16 protein-coding genes and 1 pseudogene are annotated in these 17,611 nt (G+C 48.1%); 15 read left to right on the forward strand and 2 right to left on the reverse strand.

The genetic code is table 11. The features are described from left to right. Window positions 1–316 precede the first annotated feature (316 nt). Window positions 317–2,140, forward strand: a complete 1,824-nt coding sequence (gene typA, locus ACJHX7_RS24775; protein ID WP_000570668.1) for a ribosome-dependent GTPase TypA — start codon at window positions 317–319, stop codon at window positions 2,138–2,140. A 105-nt stretch (window positions 2,141–2,245) separates the two neighbouring features. Here typA and ACJHX7_RS24780 read toward each other — a convergent pair whose 3' ends face one another. Beyond that, window positions 2,246–3,034, reverse strand: a complete 789-nt coding sequence (locus ACJHX7_RS24780; RefSeq protein ID WP_000022286.1) for a DeoR/GlpR family DNA-binding transcription regulator — start codon at window positions 3,032–3,034, stop codon at window positions 2,246–2,248. Between the two features lie 39 nt (window positions 3,035–3,073). Beyond that, the gene (locus tag ACJHX7_RS24785; RefSeq protein WP_000196715.1) at window positions 3,074–3,970 is read right to left on the reverse strand and encodes a sugar kinase; all 897 of its coding nucleotides are present in this window, start codon (window positions 3,968–3,970) and stop codon (window positions 3,074–3,076) included. A 172-nt stretch (window positions 3,971–4,142) separates the two neighbouring features. Here ACJHX7_RS24785 and yihU point away from each other — a divergent pair, with 172 nt between their 5' ends. The 14 genes and pseudogenes from yihU (at window position 4,143) to ACJHX7_RS24855 (ending at window position 17,435) form a co-directional block, all read left to right on the forward strand. Further along, window positions 4,143–5,021, forward strand: a complete 879-nt coding sequence (gene yihU / locus ACJHX7_RS24790; RefSeq protein WP_000190781.1) for a sulfolactaldehyde 3-reductase — start codon at window positions 4,143–4,145, stop codon at window positions 5,019–5,021. Window positions 5,022–5,045: 24 nt separating this feature from the next. Next, the gene (locus ACJHX7_RS24795) at window positions 5,046–5,933 is read left to right on the forward strand and encodes an aldolase (RefSeq protein ID WP_000094544.1); all 888 of its coding nucleotides are present in this window, start codon (window positions 5,046–5,048) and stop codon (window positions 5,931–5,933) included. Window positions 5,934–5,965: 32 nt separating this feature from the next. After that, a complete protein-coding gene (locus tag ACJHX7_RS24800; RefSeq protein WP_000357965.1) occupies window positions 5,966–6,976 on the forward strand; it encodes a zinc-dependent alcohol dehydrogenase in 1,011 nt (336 codons plus the stop codon). 69 nt (window positions 6,977–7,045) lie between these two features. Further along, window positions 7,046–8,479 (forward strand): MFS transporter, encoded by a 1,434-nt coding sequence (locus ACJHX7_RS24805; protein ID WP_000078433.1) that lies wholly within the window; start codon window positions 7,046–7,048, stop codon window positions 8,477–8,479. 98 nt (window positions 8,480–8,577) lie between these two features. Next, entirely contained in the window at window positions 8,578–9,927 is a 1,350-nt protein-coding gene (locus ACJHX7_RS24810) for an MFS transporter (protein ID WP_001291192.1), read from the forward strand. Next, window positions 9,917–10,804, forward strand: coding sequence for an aldose 1-epimerase (locus ACJHX7_RS24815; RefSeq protein ID WP_000846262.1), 888 nt, complete (start codon window positions 9,917–9,919; stop codon window positions 10,802–10,804). The genes ACJHX7_RS24810 and ACJHX7_RS24815 overlap by 11 nt, the downstream gene beginning before the upstream one ends. 140 nt (window positions 10,805–10,944) lie before the next feature. Then, a complete protein-coding gene (gene yihX / locus ACJHX7_RS24820) occupies window positions 10,945–11,544 on the forward strand; it encodes a glucose-1-phosphatase (protein ID WP_001315111.1) in 600 nt (199 codons plus the stop codon). After that, window positions 11,538–12,410 carry a virulence factor BrkB family protein gene (locus tag ACJHX7_RS24825; protein ID WP_000920762.1) on the forward strand — a complete coding sequence of 291 codons (873 nt, stop codon included), beginning with the start codon at window positions 11,538–11,540 and terminating at the stop codon, window positions 12,408–12,410. The genes yihX and ACJHX7_RS24825 overlap by 7 nt, the downstream gene beginning before the upstream one ends. After that, window positions 12,407–12,844: a D-aminoacyl-tRNA deacylase gene (gene dtd, locus ACJHX7_RS24830; protein WP_000560983.1), complete on the forward strand. Its 438-nt coding sequence runs from the start codon at window positions 12,407–12,409 to the stop codon at window positions 12,842–12,844. The genes ACJHX7_RS24825 and dtd overlap by 4 nt, the downstream gene beginning before the upstream one ends. A gap of 44 nt (window positions 12,845–12,888) precedes the next feature. Beyond that, window positions 12,889–13,830, forward strand: coding sequence for a fatty acid biosynthesis protein FabY (fabY, locus tag ACJHX7_RS24835; RefSeq protein ID WP_001297068.1), 942 nt, complete (start codon window positions 12,889–12,891; stop codon window positions 13,828–13,830). A gap of 415 nt (window positions 13,831–14,245) precedes the next feature. Continuing rightward, window positions 14,246–15,133: pseudogene (locus ACJHX7_RS24840) on the forward strand (hypothetical protein); the annotation flags it as partial. 12 nt (window positions 15,134–15,145) lie between these two features. Continuing rightward, entirely contained in the window at window positions 15,146–16,060 is a 915-nt protein-coding gene (locus ACJHX7_RS24845) for a transposase (protein WP_240090996.1), read from the forward strand. Window positions 16,061–16,755: 695 nt separating this feature from the next. Then, window positions 16,756–16,974, forward strand: a complete 219-nt coding sequence (locus ACJHX7_RS24850; RefSeq protein WP_001251290.1) for a CopG family transcriptional regulator — start codon at window positions 16,756–16,758, stop codon at window positions 16,972–16,974. Window positions 16,975–17,192: 218 nt separating this feature from the next. Beyond that, window positions 17,193–17,435 carry a CopG family transcriptional regulator gene (locus ACJHX7_RS24855; protein WP_032172110.1) on the forward strand — a complete coding sequence of 81 codons (243 nt, stop codon included), beginning with the start codon at window positions 17,193–17,195 and terminating at the stop codon, window positions 17,433–17,435. Window positions 17,436–17,611 lie beyond the last annotated feature (176 nt).

The following is a 17,611-nucleotide window of genomic DNA, read 5'->3' on the forward strand; positions in this document are numbered from 1 at the left end:
TTGGCCGTGTCGCCGTAAAAAAGATAAAGCGAAATCTGTGCCAACTTTTAAATTGCCCCTAAAAGGCGTTATCATGCTTAACATCGTGCAAAAGGGCTGCACCATGATGTGAATGTTGCACCAATATAGTGCTTCAATGGAAACATTAAGCACCATGTTGGTGCAATGACCTTTGGATAACCCTTTTTATGCTCCGTGAAAGCGATCACAAAGGGACTCTGCAATACTTGTTTGCGGAGGATGTTTGTGATCCTGTTTTGTAGTGCGATTAATCCGTGTACAATAACGCGCTATTTCTAATGCCTGAGGCAAAGTTGTGATCGAAAAATTGCGTAATATCGCCATCATCGCGCACGTAGACCATGGTAAAACCACCCTGGTAGACAAGCTGCTCCAACAATCCGGTACGTTCGACTCTCGTGCCGAAACCCAAGAGCGCGTGATGGACTCCAACGATTTGGAGAAAGAGCGTGGGATTACCATCCTCGCGAAAAACACCGCTATCAAATGGAATGATTACCGTATCAACATCGTTGATACCCCGGGGCACGCCGACTTCGGTGGTGAAGTTGAACGTGTAATGTCCATGGTAGACTCAGTGCTGCTGGTGGTTGACGCATTTGACGGCCCGATGCCGCAAACGCGCTTCGTAACCAAAAAAGCGTTTGCTTACGGCCTGAAGCCGATTGTTGTTATCAACAAAGTTGACCGCCCTGGCGCGCGTCCTGATTGGGTTGTGGATCAGGTATTCGATCTGTTCGTTAACCTCGACGCGACCGACGAGCAGCTGGACTTCCCGATCGTTTACGCTTCTGCGCTGAACGGTATCGCGGGTCTGGACCACGAAGATATGGCGGAAGACATGACCCCGCTGTACCAGGCGATTGTTGACCACGTTCCTGCGCCGGACGTTGACCTTGACGGTCCGTTCCAGATGCAGATTTCTCAGCTCGATTACAACAGCTATGTTGGCGTTATCGGCATTGGCCGCATCAAGCGCGGTAAAGTGAAGCCGAACCAGCAGGTCACTATCATCGATAGCGAAGGCAAAACCCGCAACGCGAAAGTCGGTAAAGTGCTGGGCCACCTCGGTCTGGAACGTATCGAAACCGATCTGGCGGAAGCTGGCGATATCGTTGCGATCACGGGCCTTGGCGAACTGAACATTTCTGACACCGTTTGCGACACGCAAAACGTTGAAGCGCTGCCGGCACTCTCCGTTGATGAGCCGACCGTTTCTATGTTCTTCTGCGTTAACACCTCGCCGTTCTGCGGTAAAGAAGGTAAGTTCGTAACGTCTCGTCAGATCCTGGATCGTCTGAACAAAGAACTGGTACACAACGTTGCGCTGCGCGTAGAAGAAACCGAAGACGCCGATGCGTTCCGCGTTTCTGGTCGTGGCGAACTGCACCTGTCTGTTCTGATCGAAAACATGCGTCGTGAAGGTTTCGAACTGGCGGTATCCCGTCCGAAAGTTATCTTCCGTGAAATCGACGGTCGTAAACAAGAGCCGTATGAAAACGTGACTCTGGACGTTGAAGAACAGCATCAGGGTTCTGTAATGCAGGCGCTGGGCGAACGTAAAGGCGACCTGAAAAACATGAATCCAGACGGTAAAGGCCGCGTACGTCTCGACTACGTGATCCCAAGCCGTGGTCTGATTGGCTTCCGTTCTGAGTTCATGACCATGACTTCCGGTACTGGTCTGCTGTACTCCACCTTCAGCCACTACGACGACGTACGTCCGGGCGAAGTGGGTCAGCGTCAGAACGGTGTACTGATCTCTAACGGTCAGGGTAAAGCGGTCGCGTTCGCGCTGTTCGGTCTGCAGGATCGCGGTAAGCTGTTCCTCGGTCACGGTGCAGAAGTTTACGAAGGTCAGATTATCGGTATTCATAGCCGCTCTAACGACCTGACTGTAAACTGCCTGACCGGTAAGAAACTGACCAACATGCGTGCTTCCGGTACTGACGAAGCCGTTGTTCTGGTTCCGCCTATCCGCATGACTCTGGAACAAGCTCTGGAGTTCATCGATGATGACGAACTGGTAGAAGTGACTCCGACCTCTATCCGTATTCGTAAACGTCACCTGACGGAAAACGATCGTCGTCGCGCCAACCGCGCACCGAAAGACGATTAATTTCGTTTTTTAGTTATAAAAAACCTGCCATCGCTGGCAGGTTTTTTTTGCTTATGGAAAACAAAATCCGCTGAAATTCCCAGCGGATTTTCCGAAATTTCAATTTCAGGATACTTCTTGCTCGGCAACCACCAGTTCAACATTCTCTTCACTTAACAACTGGCAGAAAGAATTGGGAGGCGGGGCATCAGTAAAAAAAGCCCTGACATTCCGTGCATTGCCAATTGAAACGGCAGCAGACGCGGCAAACTTCGTATGATCGGCCACTAACAATGTATTCCGCGCATGTTTAATCATCGTTCTCGCGACTAACGCTTCATTTACATCAAATTCCAGTAGGGTGCCGTCATGTTCAATGGCACCTATACTGGTGATTAAATAATCTGCGCGGAAGCCTTCAATAAAATCCACGGCTCCTGGGCCGATAATCCCGCCGTTATGAGCGCGTAAAGTGCCTCCCGGCACCATCACTTCAATATCCTGATTCTTATAAAGAATCTGTGCCACACGTAGGCTGTTAGTGATAATGCGTAAATCACGCCGGTTGAGTAATGCCCTGGCAACGGCTTCTACGGTTGTACCGATGGTGATAAAGACGGTACAGCGTTCGGGAAGGTAATCGGCGACTGCCTCAGCGATCGCCCGTTTCTCGGCGGTGAGCGAAAGTTCCCGTTGCTCAAAAGCGGTATTCATGACGCTGGAGACGCGCCCGGCCCCTCCATGATGACGGGTGATCAAGCCCTGCTCACTGAGTTTTCGGATATCCCGGCGCACGGTTTGCGTTGAAACATCCAGCAGTTGTGCCAGTTCTTCAATATTCATATAACCGCGTTCTGCGATTAGATGAACGAGTTGGTCATGGCGTGGATTACCTGTCACTTCGATGATACTCATGAATACTCCCTTGCCCCTCCTCGGTAGATGTTTACCATTTTACGCATAAAGTGACAAAAATGATTCGGTTTGCTCACGATTAGGAATGCCGGCCCGACCGCCAGGCTGGGTACATTTCATCGCGGCAACCGCACTGGCAAAACGAATAGCCTCTTTTGTTGGCATTTTTTCTGCCAACGCTACCGCGAGTGCGCCGTGAAAAACATCGCCTGCTCCAGTGGTATCAACCACATTGACAGAAAATGCCTCCTGTTGACACAAATGACCATCTTCAATCCACAACGATCCTTCAGAACCCAGCGTAACATACACTTTACCTGCTGTTTGTGTCGTTGCCTGGAACAAACCTTCTTCAGGTGACTGCAGGCCAGTCATGCGTTTCAGCCCTGGTGTTGAGAACACGGCGTGATCGGCAAGCGCGACAAGTGGAGAAATATCCTGCGGTGTCATATCGGCGTCTAAAAGCGTTGTCACACCCGCAAGGCGCGCTAGCGAGAATGCTTTTTCAGTACCGCTATGCCAGCGAACATCGGCCAGAATCAGATCATAACGAGAGAAATCGATCGCTTCTAACCATTCGGCATCAGTACCGAGATCAGGACTTGGATAATTAACGATAATCCGTTCGCCATGCTGATCAACGAGGATCGCTGATTGCGACGAACGGGCGTTAGGATATCGGCGGCAAAATGCGGTATTGACGCCCCAACCCTCAAGTTCTGCAAGTAAGGTATTTCCACAACTGTCATCGCCGACGCGACCGATGAAATCAACCTCCACGCCAAGCTTTGCGATTGCAACAGCGGCTGTTGCTGCCGGGCCGCCACCAATCTCAAGATAATGATTTGCCTGATATTTCCCGCCGCCCTCCGGCAGAGTGGGCAAAGAATAAATTCTGTCCTGAACTGTGATACCCACGCATGCAATTCTGGTCATATTTGTCTTGTCCTGTTTAATTTTGTCGTCTTTGGTCAATTTAAATGACGCAAATGATCAAATTAGTGATGCGTGTCGTGTTTTTGAACATAAATTACAAATATGCTCAAAAACAGACGAAAACGAATTTTCAATTGTCATTATTTTGTCAATGTCAGACAGGAGAGTATTCATGGCAACCATTGCATTTCTCGGGCTGGGGCAGATGGGTAGCCCAATGGCTAACAATCTATTGCAAAAAGGGCATTCATTGCAGGTATTTGATGTCAATGCACAGGCCGTCGATGCGCTAGTTACGCAGGGGGCCACTGCGGCACAAACCCCAGCGGAAGCAGCAGCAGGCGCTGAATTTATCATCACTATGCTTCCCAATGGTGACATTGTTCGACAGGTTCTGTTGGGGGAAAAAGGCGTCTGTGAGGCTGTTTCATCTGACGCGTTATTGATTGATATGTCGACTATTCATCCCTTACAGACCGATGCATTAATACGGGAGTTACAAGAAAAAGGCATCAGTATGATGGACGCTCCCGTGGGCAGAACGTCCGTGAATGCGATTGATGGCACATTGCTGATTTTAGCGGGTGGCACTGATGAGCAGATTGCACGTGCACGCCCGATTCTCATGTGCATGGGTAATGAGCTGGTCGAGGCTGGCGGCCCAGGAATGGGGATCCGCGTGAAGCTAATTAACAACTATATGAGCATTGCGCTTAATGCGCTGTCCTCCGAGGCCGCTGTGTTATGTGAGTCACTGGGATTAAATCTTGATGTCGCAATTAAGGTGATGAGTGGTACGGCAGCAGGGAAAGGACATTTTACGACCACCTGGCCTGGCAAAGTGCTGAAAGGCGATCTTTCACCCGCCTTCATGGTGGATCTGGCGTTGAAAGATCTGCGTATTGCAGTTGACGTCGCTCGGGAGACGGGGGCACCGCTCAATATGGGGATTGCAGCAGAAAGTTATTACGCTGCAGCAAGTCAAGACGGCAAAGGGCGGCAGGACTGGAGTGCCCTGCTAAATCAGGTTCGCCAGCAGGCTGGTCTTTAATTTTATCTATTAACAGGAGTTTCTATGTCATCCCACTTCACCCCATTTACGCTGAAAGATATCTCCCGCCCAGGTGGTGGATTTGCCATGTTAGCTGTCGATCAGCGTGAGGCCATGCGCTTGATGTTTGCGGCAGCAGGGCAGCCAAAACCCATCGCCGACAGTGTACTCACCGATTTTAAAGTTGCCGCGACCCGAATCCTTTCTCCTTATGCTTCTGCCGTTCTGGCGGATAAACAATTTTGTCTTGAGCAAATAGTCGAGCAGGGCGCTGTTGCTAATTCTTGCGGCCTGATTGTCGCTGCCGATCTTTTTATCCCAGGTAATGGCATCCCGGTTGATAGCGTTGAAATAGATATGTCCGTCGACCCGCATAAAGCCCGTGAAATGGGGGCTAAGGCAATGAAATTACTTGTACTCTGGCGTGAAGATGAACCCGCAGAGGAACGTCTGGCAATGGTTGATAAATTTGTTCGTCGCTGCCGTAGTGCCGGGCTGGTGAGCATTATTGAACCTGTGGTGCGTCCACCTCGTCGCGGTTGGGACTTTGATCGTGAAAGCGCCATTGTTGCCGCCGCCGCAGAGCTTGGTGGAACAGAGGCTGATCTTTACAAAGCCGAGATGCCATTAGGGGGCAAAGGCGATGAAAAAACCTTACTTGCCGCCTGTCAGCAACTTAACGATCAGATGAAGATGCCGTGGGTAATTCTTTCTTCTGGCGTTGATGCCGATATTTTTGGCCGTGCAGTAAGTATTGCCATGAAAGGTGGTGCGTCGGGCTTCCTGGCTGGACGAGCGGTTTGGGCGTCGGTTGTTGGTGCACAAGATCCACAAACTATGCTGCGCGATGTCTCTGTTCCTCGTTTACAACGGTTGGCAGAAATTGTCGATGAAGGTATCGCGCAACGCTAATCCCCTATGGATATCGATTCTGGAGAATAACAATGGATAAAATTACCCAGGTTTTATTTTCAGATATTGGGAAAGTCACCACTCAATATGTTGAAGTACCACACCAGGAACTTAAACCGCACGAAGTGCGGATTGCGCCTGTGTTCTATGGGATATGCGGTTCGGATCTGCATGTTCTGAAAGGCGGTCATCCGTTTGCCAAACCACCTGTCGTCCCCGGTCATGAAATTGCAGCGCGCGTTACGGAAGTTGGCAGCGACGTTAAAAATGTACAGCCGGGCGATCATGTTGTGGTCGATCCCATCATGGCTTGCATGGAATGCCGAGCCTGCAAAGCAGGACGTTTTAATCTTTGTGAACCACCGCAGGTTGCTGGTTTTCGCGCACCGGGCTTTGCTCGCTCACAACACATTGTTCCTGCGCGTAATTGCCATGTCGCACCAGCCTCTTTACCGCTAAAAGTGTTGGCCTTTGCCGAACCGGCGGCTTGTGCCCGTCACTGCGTTAACCGAATGCCGAAAGCTTCTCTGGAAAGCATACTGGTAATTGGTGCCGGAACGATAGGCTTATCCATCGTGCAGGCACTGCGCATTATGGGGGCAGGTAAGATTACCGTGATTGAACCTGACGCTGCCAAACGCGCGCTGGCGTTAAAGCTGGGCGCAGCAGAAGTTTGGGCACCAGGTGAGCTGGCCGCAGATGTGCGATTTACGGGGGCGATTGATGTCGTTGCAGCGCAGGCCACGCTTAACGATGCATGTACCCGTGTATATGCCGGAGGCACCGTCGTGTGCATGGGCGTACCAAGTGGGCCGCGTGAAATACCATTACCGATGATGCAACGTTTCGAGCGTGACTTGCTCAACTCTGGCATGTACATCCCTGAAGATTTCGATGCTGTTATCGAATGGCTGGCGGATGGGCGGTTTGATACCAGTGAACTGGTTACCGATTTATTTGCCATTGAGGATGCAGCGGCGGCATTTGAACGCGCGCAGCAAAATGACTCCATAAAGGTCATGCTGCAATTTGTGCCGGAATGATTTTCTAAATCTCTGTCTGGCGCTGCGTCACGTCAGCGCCACCCTACAACAATTAAAAAGGACACTGCGATGAGTCAAATCACCAGTCCTGCAACTTATTCAATTAGTCGGCCACAGGACGTAATTGATATTGTTAATAAGAACTCTGCAATCAACACCAGTATCGGCGTTATTTTTATTGCTTTGGGCGGCATATTGATTGATGCCTACCAGGCGGCGATGGTGGGGTTTGGTAATAAATACATTGCCGCTCAATTCGGCATTTCGCCGGGTCTTGCTGCAACCGTCAATGCATCAGTATTAATCGCCGCGTTAATTGGCGGTTTATTAGCGAACCGAGTAATAAACCGCTTTGGGCAAAAGCGGGCATTTATTATTGGCATGGGGCTGTGCACCATCGGTGCTGCAGCGGTAGCTATTGCTCCCAGTATCTGGTGGGTGCTGGTGTGCCGCGTCATCATGGGCTTTGGTTTAGGCATCGACTTCCCTTTGGCAACCAATGCCGTGGCAGAGCTTCGTGGTTCAACGTCGAAGAAAACCGGAACGTCGGTCAACCTCTGGCAAATGGCCTGGTATGTTTCGACAACCGTTGTTTATTTGGTACTTTTGCCGCTGCTTCTGTCGGGTATCGCTGAAGAACAATTGTGGCGTTACGGAATATTCATCGGAGCTATTTTTGCAGTCATCTTCATGATTTTGCGTTACTTCTTTATTGGTGAATCCGCAATGTGGGCCGCACGCGTCGGGCGTTACCAGGAAGCGTGCGACATTCTGGGAAAACGTTATGGTGTTCAGGCTCGCGTTGCGGCATCGGGTACAACAGAAGCGAAATTCTCGGAAAAAGCAGAGAATAAATACAGTGGTGGATATGGCATCTTATTTAATGATCGTTACCGCAAACGCACCATTCTTGGCTGTGTCGTGGCAACCATGCAGGCGTGGCAATATAACGCCGTAGGTGTTTATCTTCCTCTTACGTTGGCGGGAATAATAAGTGGCGGGCTTACTGGCGCGTTGACCGGTTCTGCCGTCGTGAATGCCCTTTGTGGGGTGACAGGCGGGATGATCGGCTCGTTTATTCTCCAACGACTGGGTACTCGCCGACAGTCGATGTATGGATTTGCTGTTGTGACCTTAGCATTGCTGTCGTTAGGCGCACTGGCAACGACTAATCCCTGGCTGTCTTTAGGGTTATTGGGATCAATTATTTTCTTCCATTCAGCGGGTCCTGGTGGGCTGGGCATGACCATTGCCACACTCTCTTATCCTCCCGCTATTCGCCCTACTGGGGTCGGATTTGCCCGCGCTATTATGCGCACAGGGGCAATTGCAGGACTCATTTTCTGGCCGATGCTGTGGGGTGCGTTGAAAACTGAAGCGTTTTACTGGTTGGCAATCGTGCCATTCCTGGGGTTCCTGACCTGCGTATTGATTAATTGGGAACCACTGGGTGCAAATGTTGATGCTGAGGATGCAGAGGTTCTGGCTGAATTGAAGAAATAAATTAATGCGCATCGGCTTAAACCGATGCGCATTAATTCAAACTGCCCACGTTTAGTGGTTCGTATCCCAGATTTCTCGCCTACCAGGAGAGGAAAATTATGTCTGAAAAGTTACCCGCACCGCGTGAAGGGCTTTCCGGTAAAGCCATGAGACGTGTCGTTATGGGCAGTTTCGCAGGCGCGTTAATGGAATGGTATGACTTCTTTATTTTTGGCACGGCAGCAGGACTGGTATTTGCACCGCTGTTTTATCCAGACAGCGATCCTTTTATAGGTCTTATAGCCGCCTTTGCGACCTTTGGTGTCGGTTTTCTGACTCGTCCTTTAGGTGGCATCGTCTTTGGTCATTTTGGCGATAAAATCGGGCGAAAAATAACACTTATCTGGACGCTGGCTATTGTCGGTTGCTCCACATTTTTGATTGGTTTTATTCCGACGTATCAGGAAATTGGCATTTGGGCACCGCTTGTATTAATGGTGCTGCGTTTGATTCAGGGCTTTGGTCTTGGTGGCGAGTACGGCGGAGCGGCATTGATGACCATAGAATCAGCGCCCGAATCCCGACGCGGATTTTTAGGTTCACTCCCGCAAACGGCTGCGTCTGTGGGTATTATGCTGGCAACCGGTATTTTTGCTCTCTGTAACCATTTTCTTACTTCGGAGCAGTTTCTCTCCTGGGGATGGCGCATTCCGTTTTGGCTTTCTGCGGTGATGTTGATCGTTGGGCTGTTTATCCGCCTGCATACCGAAGAAACACTGGATTTTCAAAAGCAAAAAACGACGAATAATAAAGAAAAGTCCGTTCCTCCGTTGATTGAATTATTCAAAAAACATCCACGAAATATTTTATTGGCACTGGGTGCGAGGCTGGCGGAAAGTGTCTCCTCTAATATTATTAACGCCTTTGGTATTGTCTATATTTCCAGCCAATTAGCATTGTCGCGAGATATTCCCCTGACGGGTATGTTGATTGCCTCGGCGATCGGTATTTTCAGTTGTCCATTGGTTGGATGGTTATCAGATCGTATAGGTCAAAAAAGTCTGTATTTGTCGGGAGCAGGATTTTGTGTCCTGTTCGCGTTTCCTTTCTTCTTATTACTGGATAGCAAAAGTACGCTCATCATCTGGTGCAGTATGATCCTCGGCTACAACTTAGGTCCGACGATGATGTTTGCCGTGCAGCCAACACTTTTCACCCGCATGTTCGGTACCAAAGTACGATATACCGGCCTTTCTTTTGCTTATCAATTTTCCGCGATTCTTGGCGGACTAAGCCCCCTTATCGCCTCAAGTTTGCTGGCGCTAGGGGGAGGAAAACCGTGGTATGTCGCTCTGTTTTTATTTGCTGTCTCAGTTCTTTCCTTTGTTTGCGTCTGGCTGATTGAGCCGACCGATGAACAAGAAACCGCTTCTTACCGCTACATCAGGGAACAATCTCATGAAAACTGAACGAAAAAACGAGCATTACCTGGCGCTACAACAGGCGTTTGACGCGCCATGGCCTGGGCCTGTAGGAGAGTTAGTGACGCTGGAAAAAGGCAATATTCACCTGCAGATTTATCCGCATGATGGTGCCAGGATAACCTCGTTAAAGGCATTTGGTTCTGAAGTATTACGCCAATGGCAGCCGCAGCGCAGAGCTTTTCAGTATGGCTGTTTCCCAATGGTGCCGTGGGCAGGGCGACTGGGGAATGCGACGCTGAATGCTGGTGGGCAATGTTATTCTTTACCCGCCAATAAACCACCACATGCGTTGCATGGTATGGCTTGTTACTCAACGTGGGAAATCATCGACAAAACAGCAGATTCCCTGACTTTACGTATGCCCCTGGCTTCACCGTGGCCCTGGCAAGGGGAAGTGATTCAGACTTTTTTGCTGGAGAACGATGCGCTGGTTTTGCAACTGGAAGTCCATTCATATGCCGATACATTCCCGGCCTCCGCAGGCTGGCATCCGTGGTTTGCGAAAAAGCTGACTCCGCAAAATACAGAATCGTTGCAGGTGCTTTTTGATGCGGACTGGCAAGAAGAAGCGGGTAGTGATGAACTGCCAACTGGAAATCGTATCTCTCCTCAAGCCGGTCCCTGGGATGACTGTTTTGGTTTTTATAACGGGGTGAAGGTTAAGTTACTGTGGCCTGGTAAACTCGCGATGACCATGATCTCTTCTGCAAACAGTCTGGTGGTATTTGATAAACAGCCCGATGCCACCTGTATTAACCCGCTGACTCAGGCACCTAACGCAATAAATCTAACGCCGGAATTGGTGACACCAGATAGGCCGCTGGTCATCGAAACTCGTTGGCAATTTACACCTGAATCTTAACCATTCATCTATTGCGAAAAAGCCAGTGAAATTACTCTGCTTTTTCGCAATCAGCATCACAAGATTACCCTTATTGCCACATAGCCAAACCCATCCTTTCCCGCTACAGTTAATTTCTTGTGGCGCGAAAGGAGGCAAAAATGCTCTATATCTTTGATTTAGGTAATGTGATTGTCGATATCGACTTTAACCGTGTGCTGGGGGCCTGGAGCGATTTAACGCGTGTTCCACTGGCTACGCTTAAGAAGAGTTTCCACATGGGCGAGGCGTTTCATCAGCATGAGCGTGGGGAAATTAGCGACGAAGCGTTCGCAGAGGCGCTGTGTCATGAGATGGCCCTGCCGCTAAGCTATGAGCAGTTCTCCCACGGTTGGCAGGCGGTATTTGTTGCGCTACGACCGGAAGTGATCGCCATCATGCATAAACTGCGTGAGCAGGGGCATCGCGTGGTGGTGCTTTCCAATACCAACCGCCTGCATACCACCTTCTGGCCGGAAGAATACCCGGAAATTCGTGATGCTGCTGACCATATCTATCTGTCGCAAGATCTGGGGATGCGCAAACCTGAAGCACGAATTTATCAGCATGTTTTGCAGGCAGAAGGTTTTTCACCCAGCGATACGGTCTTTTTCGACGATAACGCCGATAATATAGAAGGAGCGAATCAGCTAGGCATTACCAGTATTCTGGTGAAAGATAAAACCACCATCCCGGACTATTTCGCGAAGGTGTTATGCTAAAAACCATTCAGGACAAAGCCAGGCACCGTACCCGTCCACTATGGGCCTGGCTAAAACTACTCTGGCAACGCATTGATGAGGACAACATGACAACCCTGGCAGGTAACCTTGCCTATGTGTCGTTGCTCTCATTAGTGCCGCTGGTTGCCGTTGTTTTTGCGCTTTTCGCCGCTTTTCCCATGTTTTCCGACGTCAGCATTCAGTTGCGTCACTTTATTTTTGCCAACTTTCTGCCTGCTACTGGCGATGTTATTCAGCGGTATATCGAACAATTTGTTGCCAATTCCAACAAGATGACCGCCGTTGGGGCGTGCGGGCTGATCGTCACGGCGTTATTGTTGATGTACTCCATCGATAGCGCGTTGAATACCATCTGGCGCAGTAAACGAGCGCGACCAAAAATTTACTCGTTTGCCGTGTACTGGATGATTTTAACGCTGGGGCCGCTGCTGGCAGGGGCCAGTCTGGCGATCAGTTCCTATTTGCTCTCCCTGCGCTGGGCGAGCGATCTCAATACTGTCATCGACAACGTGCTGCGTATTTTTCCGCTGCTGTTGTCGTGGATCTCCTTCTGGTTGCTGTACAGCATTGTTCCTACCATCCGCGTACCTAATCGCGACGCGATTGTCGGCGCGTTTGTCGCCGCACTCCTGTTCGAAGCAGGAAAGAAAGGTTTCGCGCTTTATATCACCATGTTCCCCTCATATCAGCTCATTTACGGTGTGCTGGCGGTGATCCCCATTCTCTTTGTCTGGGTCTACTGGACATGGTGTATCGTCTTGCTTGGCGCGGAAATTACTGTCACTCTCGGGGAATACCGCAAACTAAAGCAAGCAGCTGAACAAGAAGAAGACGACGAACCATGATTGCATTAATTCAACGCGTAACCCGTGCCAGCGTCACCGTGGAGGGAGAAGTGACGGGCGAAATTGGCGCGGGACTTTTGGTGTTATTGGGTGTCGAAAAGGATGACGACGAACAGAAAGCAAACCGTCTGTGCGAGCGTGTGCTCGGCTATCGCATCTTTAGCGATGCCGAAGGCAAGATGAACCTCAACGTGCAACAGGCGGGCGGCAGTGTGCTGGTGGTTTCCCAGTTTACCCTCGCCGCAGATACCGAACGGGGGATGCGTCCAAGTTTCTCCAAAGGTGCATCACCGGATCGCGCAGAGGCGTTATATGACTATTTCGTCGAACGCTGCCGTCAGCAAGAGATGAACACGCAAACAGGACGCTTCGCTGCCGATATGCAGGTATCGCTGGTCAATGATGGCCCCGTGACATTCTGGTTGCAGGTATGAGCCAGCTTCCAGGGTTGTCACGGGAAACAAGAGAGAGTATCGCTATGTATCACCTTCGGGTTCCACAAACAGAAGAAGAATTAGAGCGTTACTATCAGTTTCGCTGGGAAATGTTGCGTAAGCCCCTGCATCAACCGAAAGGTTCGGAACGCGACGCGTGGGATGCGATGGCGCATCACCAGATGGTCGTCGACGAGCAGGGTAATCTGGTGGCGGTAGGCCGACTGTATATTAATGCCGACAATGAAGCGTCCATTCGCTTTATGGCCGTTCATCCCGACGTGCAGGACAAAGGGTTAGGAACGCTGATGGCGATGACCCTTGAGTCGGTGGCGCGTCAGGAAGGCGTTAAGCGCGTGACCTGTAGTGCCCGTGAAGACGCGGTGGAGTTTTTTGCCAAACTGGGGTTTGTCAATCAAGGGGAGATCACTACCCCAACCACCACGCCGATTCGCCATTTTTTGATGATTAAACCCGTTGCCACTCTGGATGATATTTTGCATCGCGGCGACTGGTGCGCGCAGCTGCAACAGGCGTGGTACGAACATATCCCGCTGAGTGAAAAAATGGGCGTGCGCATTCAGCAATATACCGGGCAAAAATTTATCACCACCATGCCGGAAACCGGTAATCAGAATCCGCACCATACGCTGTTTGCCGGGAGTTTATTCTCACTGGCAACGCTCACCGGTTGGGGACTTATCTGGCTGATGCTGCGTGAACGCCATCTGGGCGGTACGATTATTCTGGCGGATGCGCATATTCGCTACAGCAAGCCGATTAGCGGTAAACCTCATGCGGTAGCCGACCTCGGTGCCTTAAGCGGCGATCTCGACCGTCTGGCGCGCGGGCGCAAAGCGCGGGTACAAATGCAGGTCGAAATCTTTGGCGACGAGACGCCGGGTGCAGTGTTTGAAGGCACGTATATCGTTCTGCCCGCGAAGCCATTTGGCCCCTATGAAGAGGGCGGGAATGAAGAAGAGTAGCTGATGGAGAGGGGCGGTGCTGCCTCTCTCATTCTTTCAGGTCATTTACATCAGCCCCTGACTATTTCGGTTATATTGAATAAGAACTCCATAAATTTTTATTCTTCGTTGGCTCCATACGTGTCTTGCTACATCACTGTTCAGGAGCATTTAAATATTATTTGTAGAGCTGAGTGGCAATTATCGCTGATAATGCTTAATTCATCATCTTAGTTCAGGTTTGAGCGATTTTTGATAGTCAAAATCCCCTCTGGTACCATACTTTTCTCATAAATATTTTTAAAATCTATAGCTAACAAACATTATGCAAAGATAATGGACTGGCGTCATTGTCAGTATCATTCATTTACTGCTTCTGGATGTTGTAAATAATTATGTGGCATGTTTGCTCTTAAACCGTGGGAAGGAGGCTGTAATGGTTGCAAATATTAATCTCATTAAACAAGAAAGTTATTCTGTTGTTAATTTAGAAAAACAACTAATGAGTAATGAATCACCGAAGCAAACGCTATTAAATGATTTTTCACATCGCCTTAAAATGGAAGGTGAGGAGCAACTGTGCGATTGTGTTAACGAACTTAAACTCGGGTTGTCGAGTAATAATAAATATGACCTGTTTAAAAATAAAGAAACCTCACTGTGGAAACGCAAAGTACCAGAAAGTGCAGCGCTGGCAATGACGGGAACAGTATATAAATTATTTGGTAGTCGCTTACTCAACGTCCGCAATCAGTTAGATAAAAATCTCCTCGAAATGGCTATGCAAATGGTTTATGGCAAAGATATGGTGACAAAGTCCGGGGATATATTGATTGATATACAATTAAACAAGGATGGCAGCCTCCAGAGTAAGCACTACACATTTGATGTAGGTGAAGTTATAAACAGTTATAATATTGACCTCTTTGTGAATGCTTCAAGTATTAATCAAACTTACTTACATGATAAAAATCCTGGTGACGTTATTAGCCTGTATGGCACTTTAGATAACATTCCTCTTGTAGTTAAGGAATGCACGGGTAAAAATCATCAAATTAACGTTAAAGCCAAATTGCCTCAAGAACGAAGTGAAAAAGTTGAGGATATGTGTGAAAGAATGAGAGGTGGCATCTCTATGTTTAATCACACTACAAAAACAGCTGGTAATATAGAGCATAATTTGCAGCTAAGTTTTCTCGTGGATTCACGACCGTCGATCACAAATAAATACTCAGCCAAAGATGTAGGGGAAGATATACTTGCATTGCCCGTCAACGTATATCATGCAGATTTTAAAATTAAAATCAATAATGCAGTAGAGAAGGCTTCGTCAATTGTGTTATGTGCTGTGCAAAAAAATCTCCATGCAGCAAGAAAGGTTCTTAGCGGGATAATAGGAAATGTGCCAAAAAATAATAAACCAAAAACAATCATTTTTGATTTACGTTTTCTTAGTGCAATTAAGCAGAAAGTTTTTTTGGGCAGTGAAAAACCGTTGTTTGTAAAGCATACCGCAATGATGAGGGAGGCATGTGAGGAATTACCGCAGTCAGTGGAATATGTTCCTTTAGCCTGTGAAGCGCATAGCCATCGCAGCGTCGCCCTTGCCAAAACCGTGGCTGCGCCCATCATGGCGACAGGTGTGGGCTCGGCTTTAATGTATGCAACATCATCAGGACCGTATTATGCACAAAGTCTTTCTGGTTCGCCGGATATCGAGATGATAAAAAATCGCATGGCTCAATTGTTTACCCAGTTGGATGCTTCTGTGCGCAACAAATATCGCCCGGCTTTTGATAAATGGAATGAGCTGGTAGATAAATTAAATCACGAAAGAAATACAGTTCCGTTTGCGTGTTTGACCACCATTTTAGCGACGGCGATAAATGAAACTCCTGAGGGGGATACGAATGTTGCCGTTGTGATGGGGTGTAAATCTGCGAAAGATCGCACGATATCCATTGTCCTTGGCAACTCGATGTTGCAAACACTCTTTGAAAAACGCCTCGCTGATGATGGAGAAATAGAAAATCTTTTTGAGCAACAGGGATATTTTAACTGCGATTCATTAACAGCCGAAGAATTAATGATATTAAAAGACCTTTTTGATATTCGAGTTCTTCATGTCTCTAACAAATTCAATGTTGGGTTTCAAGGTAATATCAACACTGATGTTTTACAAGATTCGTTTTTTAAAAATGTCGATTTCATTCATGAATCTAGCTCGTATACCGTAGGGATGGGAGTCTGACGGGTAAAACTCATTAGGATTATCAGAATTCGGACAATGCATTGCAAAAATGACATTCAAAGAGAGATGTGTGCAGGCGCTTAGCCGCGAGGGGCATGGCGATGCCATACAGAAAGCACCAGCATTCAGAACTCCTGTGAAAGCGGCATAGTGGCCGCCTGTGCAGGAGTTTTGCTATGACCCGTATCGTGCTGACCGTTGCCACCCTATGATGCGATTAAAAAAACTCATCGTCGCGCCGATGATTGACGTCAATGCTATCGGATGATACCGGGGGTGTTCCGGAAGGAATTCCTTGTTTCCCAAACTGTTACCAACAAAATTATAACGACGAGCAAGTAAAGACCGGTTGGTGGCAGCATTGAACGGTCTGTGATGGATGTTAAATTTCACCTTAAATCCTGGTGCTGTTAGGATGCTGACGTTTTTCGGGTACACCATTCAGATTATGCAAATGAAGACCCAATCAAAAAATAAATATCCCTGAATATAATATATTTATAGCACCCATATCTCATCCTGGGCGATAACTAAACCATTTTTGATTAACAAATGAAACAACTGCAACGTTCTTATTATTTCTGGAAAACGTCTCGCAAAAACAAAACAGCATGCAAAAATCCGCTTTTTTTAAATGATTTTTCGGCGTAATTTTCGCACATACATTAATGAGTCATATATGTAAGGTATTGGTAATGGCGATGAATACGGTTTTTCTTCATTTATCAGAAGAGGCAATTAAACGGCTGAACAAGCTTAGGGGCTGGCGTAAGGTTTCACGATCTGCAATTTTACGCGAAGCGGTAGAGCAATATCTGGAACGTCAGCAATTCCCGGTGCGTAAAGCAAAGGGTGGCAGGCAAAAGGGGGAGACAGTGGGTGTTGATGATCAGTGTAAGGAGCATAAGGAATGACAAAAAATATATTATTCTTGAATATAAAAATCAGATGCCCTTATTCTGATATTAATACAAGACTGTTTTACTTGAACTTATAATAACTGCAACTGTTACATCATATCTGGAAAACGCCTCGCAAAAATAAAAAGTGATACGTAAATGCACTTTCTTTAAGCATTCGACAAAGGTACTTTTCTCTCCATAGATTCAAAAATGATATTGGCGAGATATTTATGAACTCTCTGGCAGGTATAGATATGGGCAGAATTTTACTCAATTTATCGAATGAGTTGTTTAAGCAACTTGATGATCTCGAGGTGCAGCGTAATCTTCCTCGTGCGGAGCTATTACGGGAAGCGGTAGAGCAATACCTGGTAAATCAATCGCAAACAGCAAGAGCCAGTGCTTTTGGCATCTGGCAAGGGAGTGAGGAAGATGGTGTCGAATACCAGCGTAAGCTGCGCGAGGAATGGTAATGGCAAAAATGATACCAATCAGATTGCTGACAACGAGCGCGTTGTTCATGCCGGATGCGGCGTGAACTGAACTGAACCCCAAAACCTGGACAGTTTCAGTTAACCGGCTTTTTGATACTCAGTCCGGTATTCTACCGGGCTGAGTCCCCCAAGACTGAGTTTTATTCTTTTTTGAT

The organism is Escherichia sp. WS1451 (assembly GCF_046487365.1).
In the GTDB taxonomy this organism is placed as follows: Bacteria; Pseudomonadota; Gammaproteobacteria; order Enterobacterales; family Enterobacteriaceae; genus Escherichia; species Escherichia coli.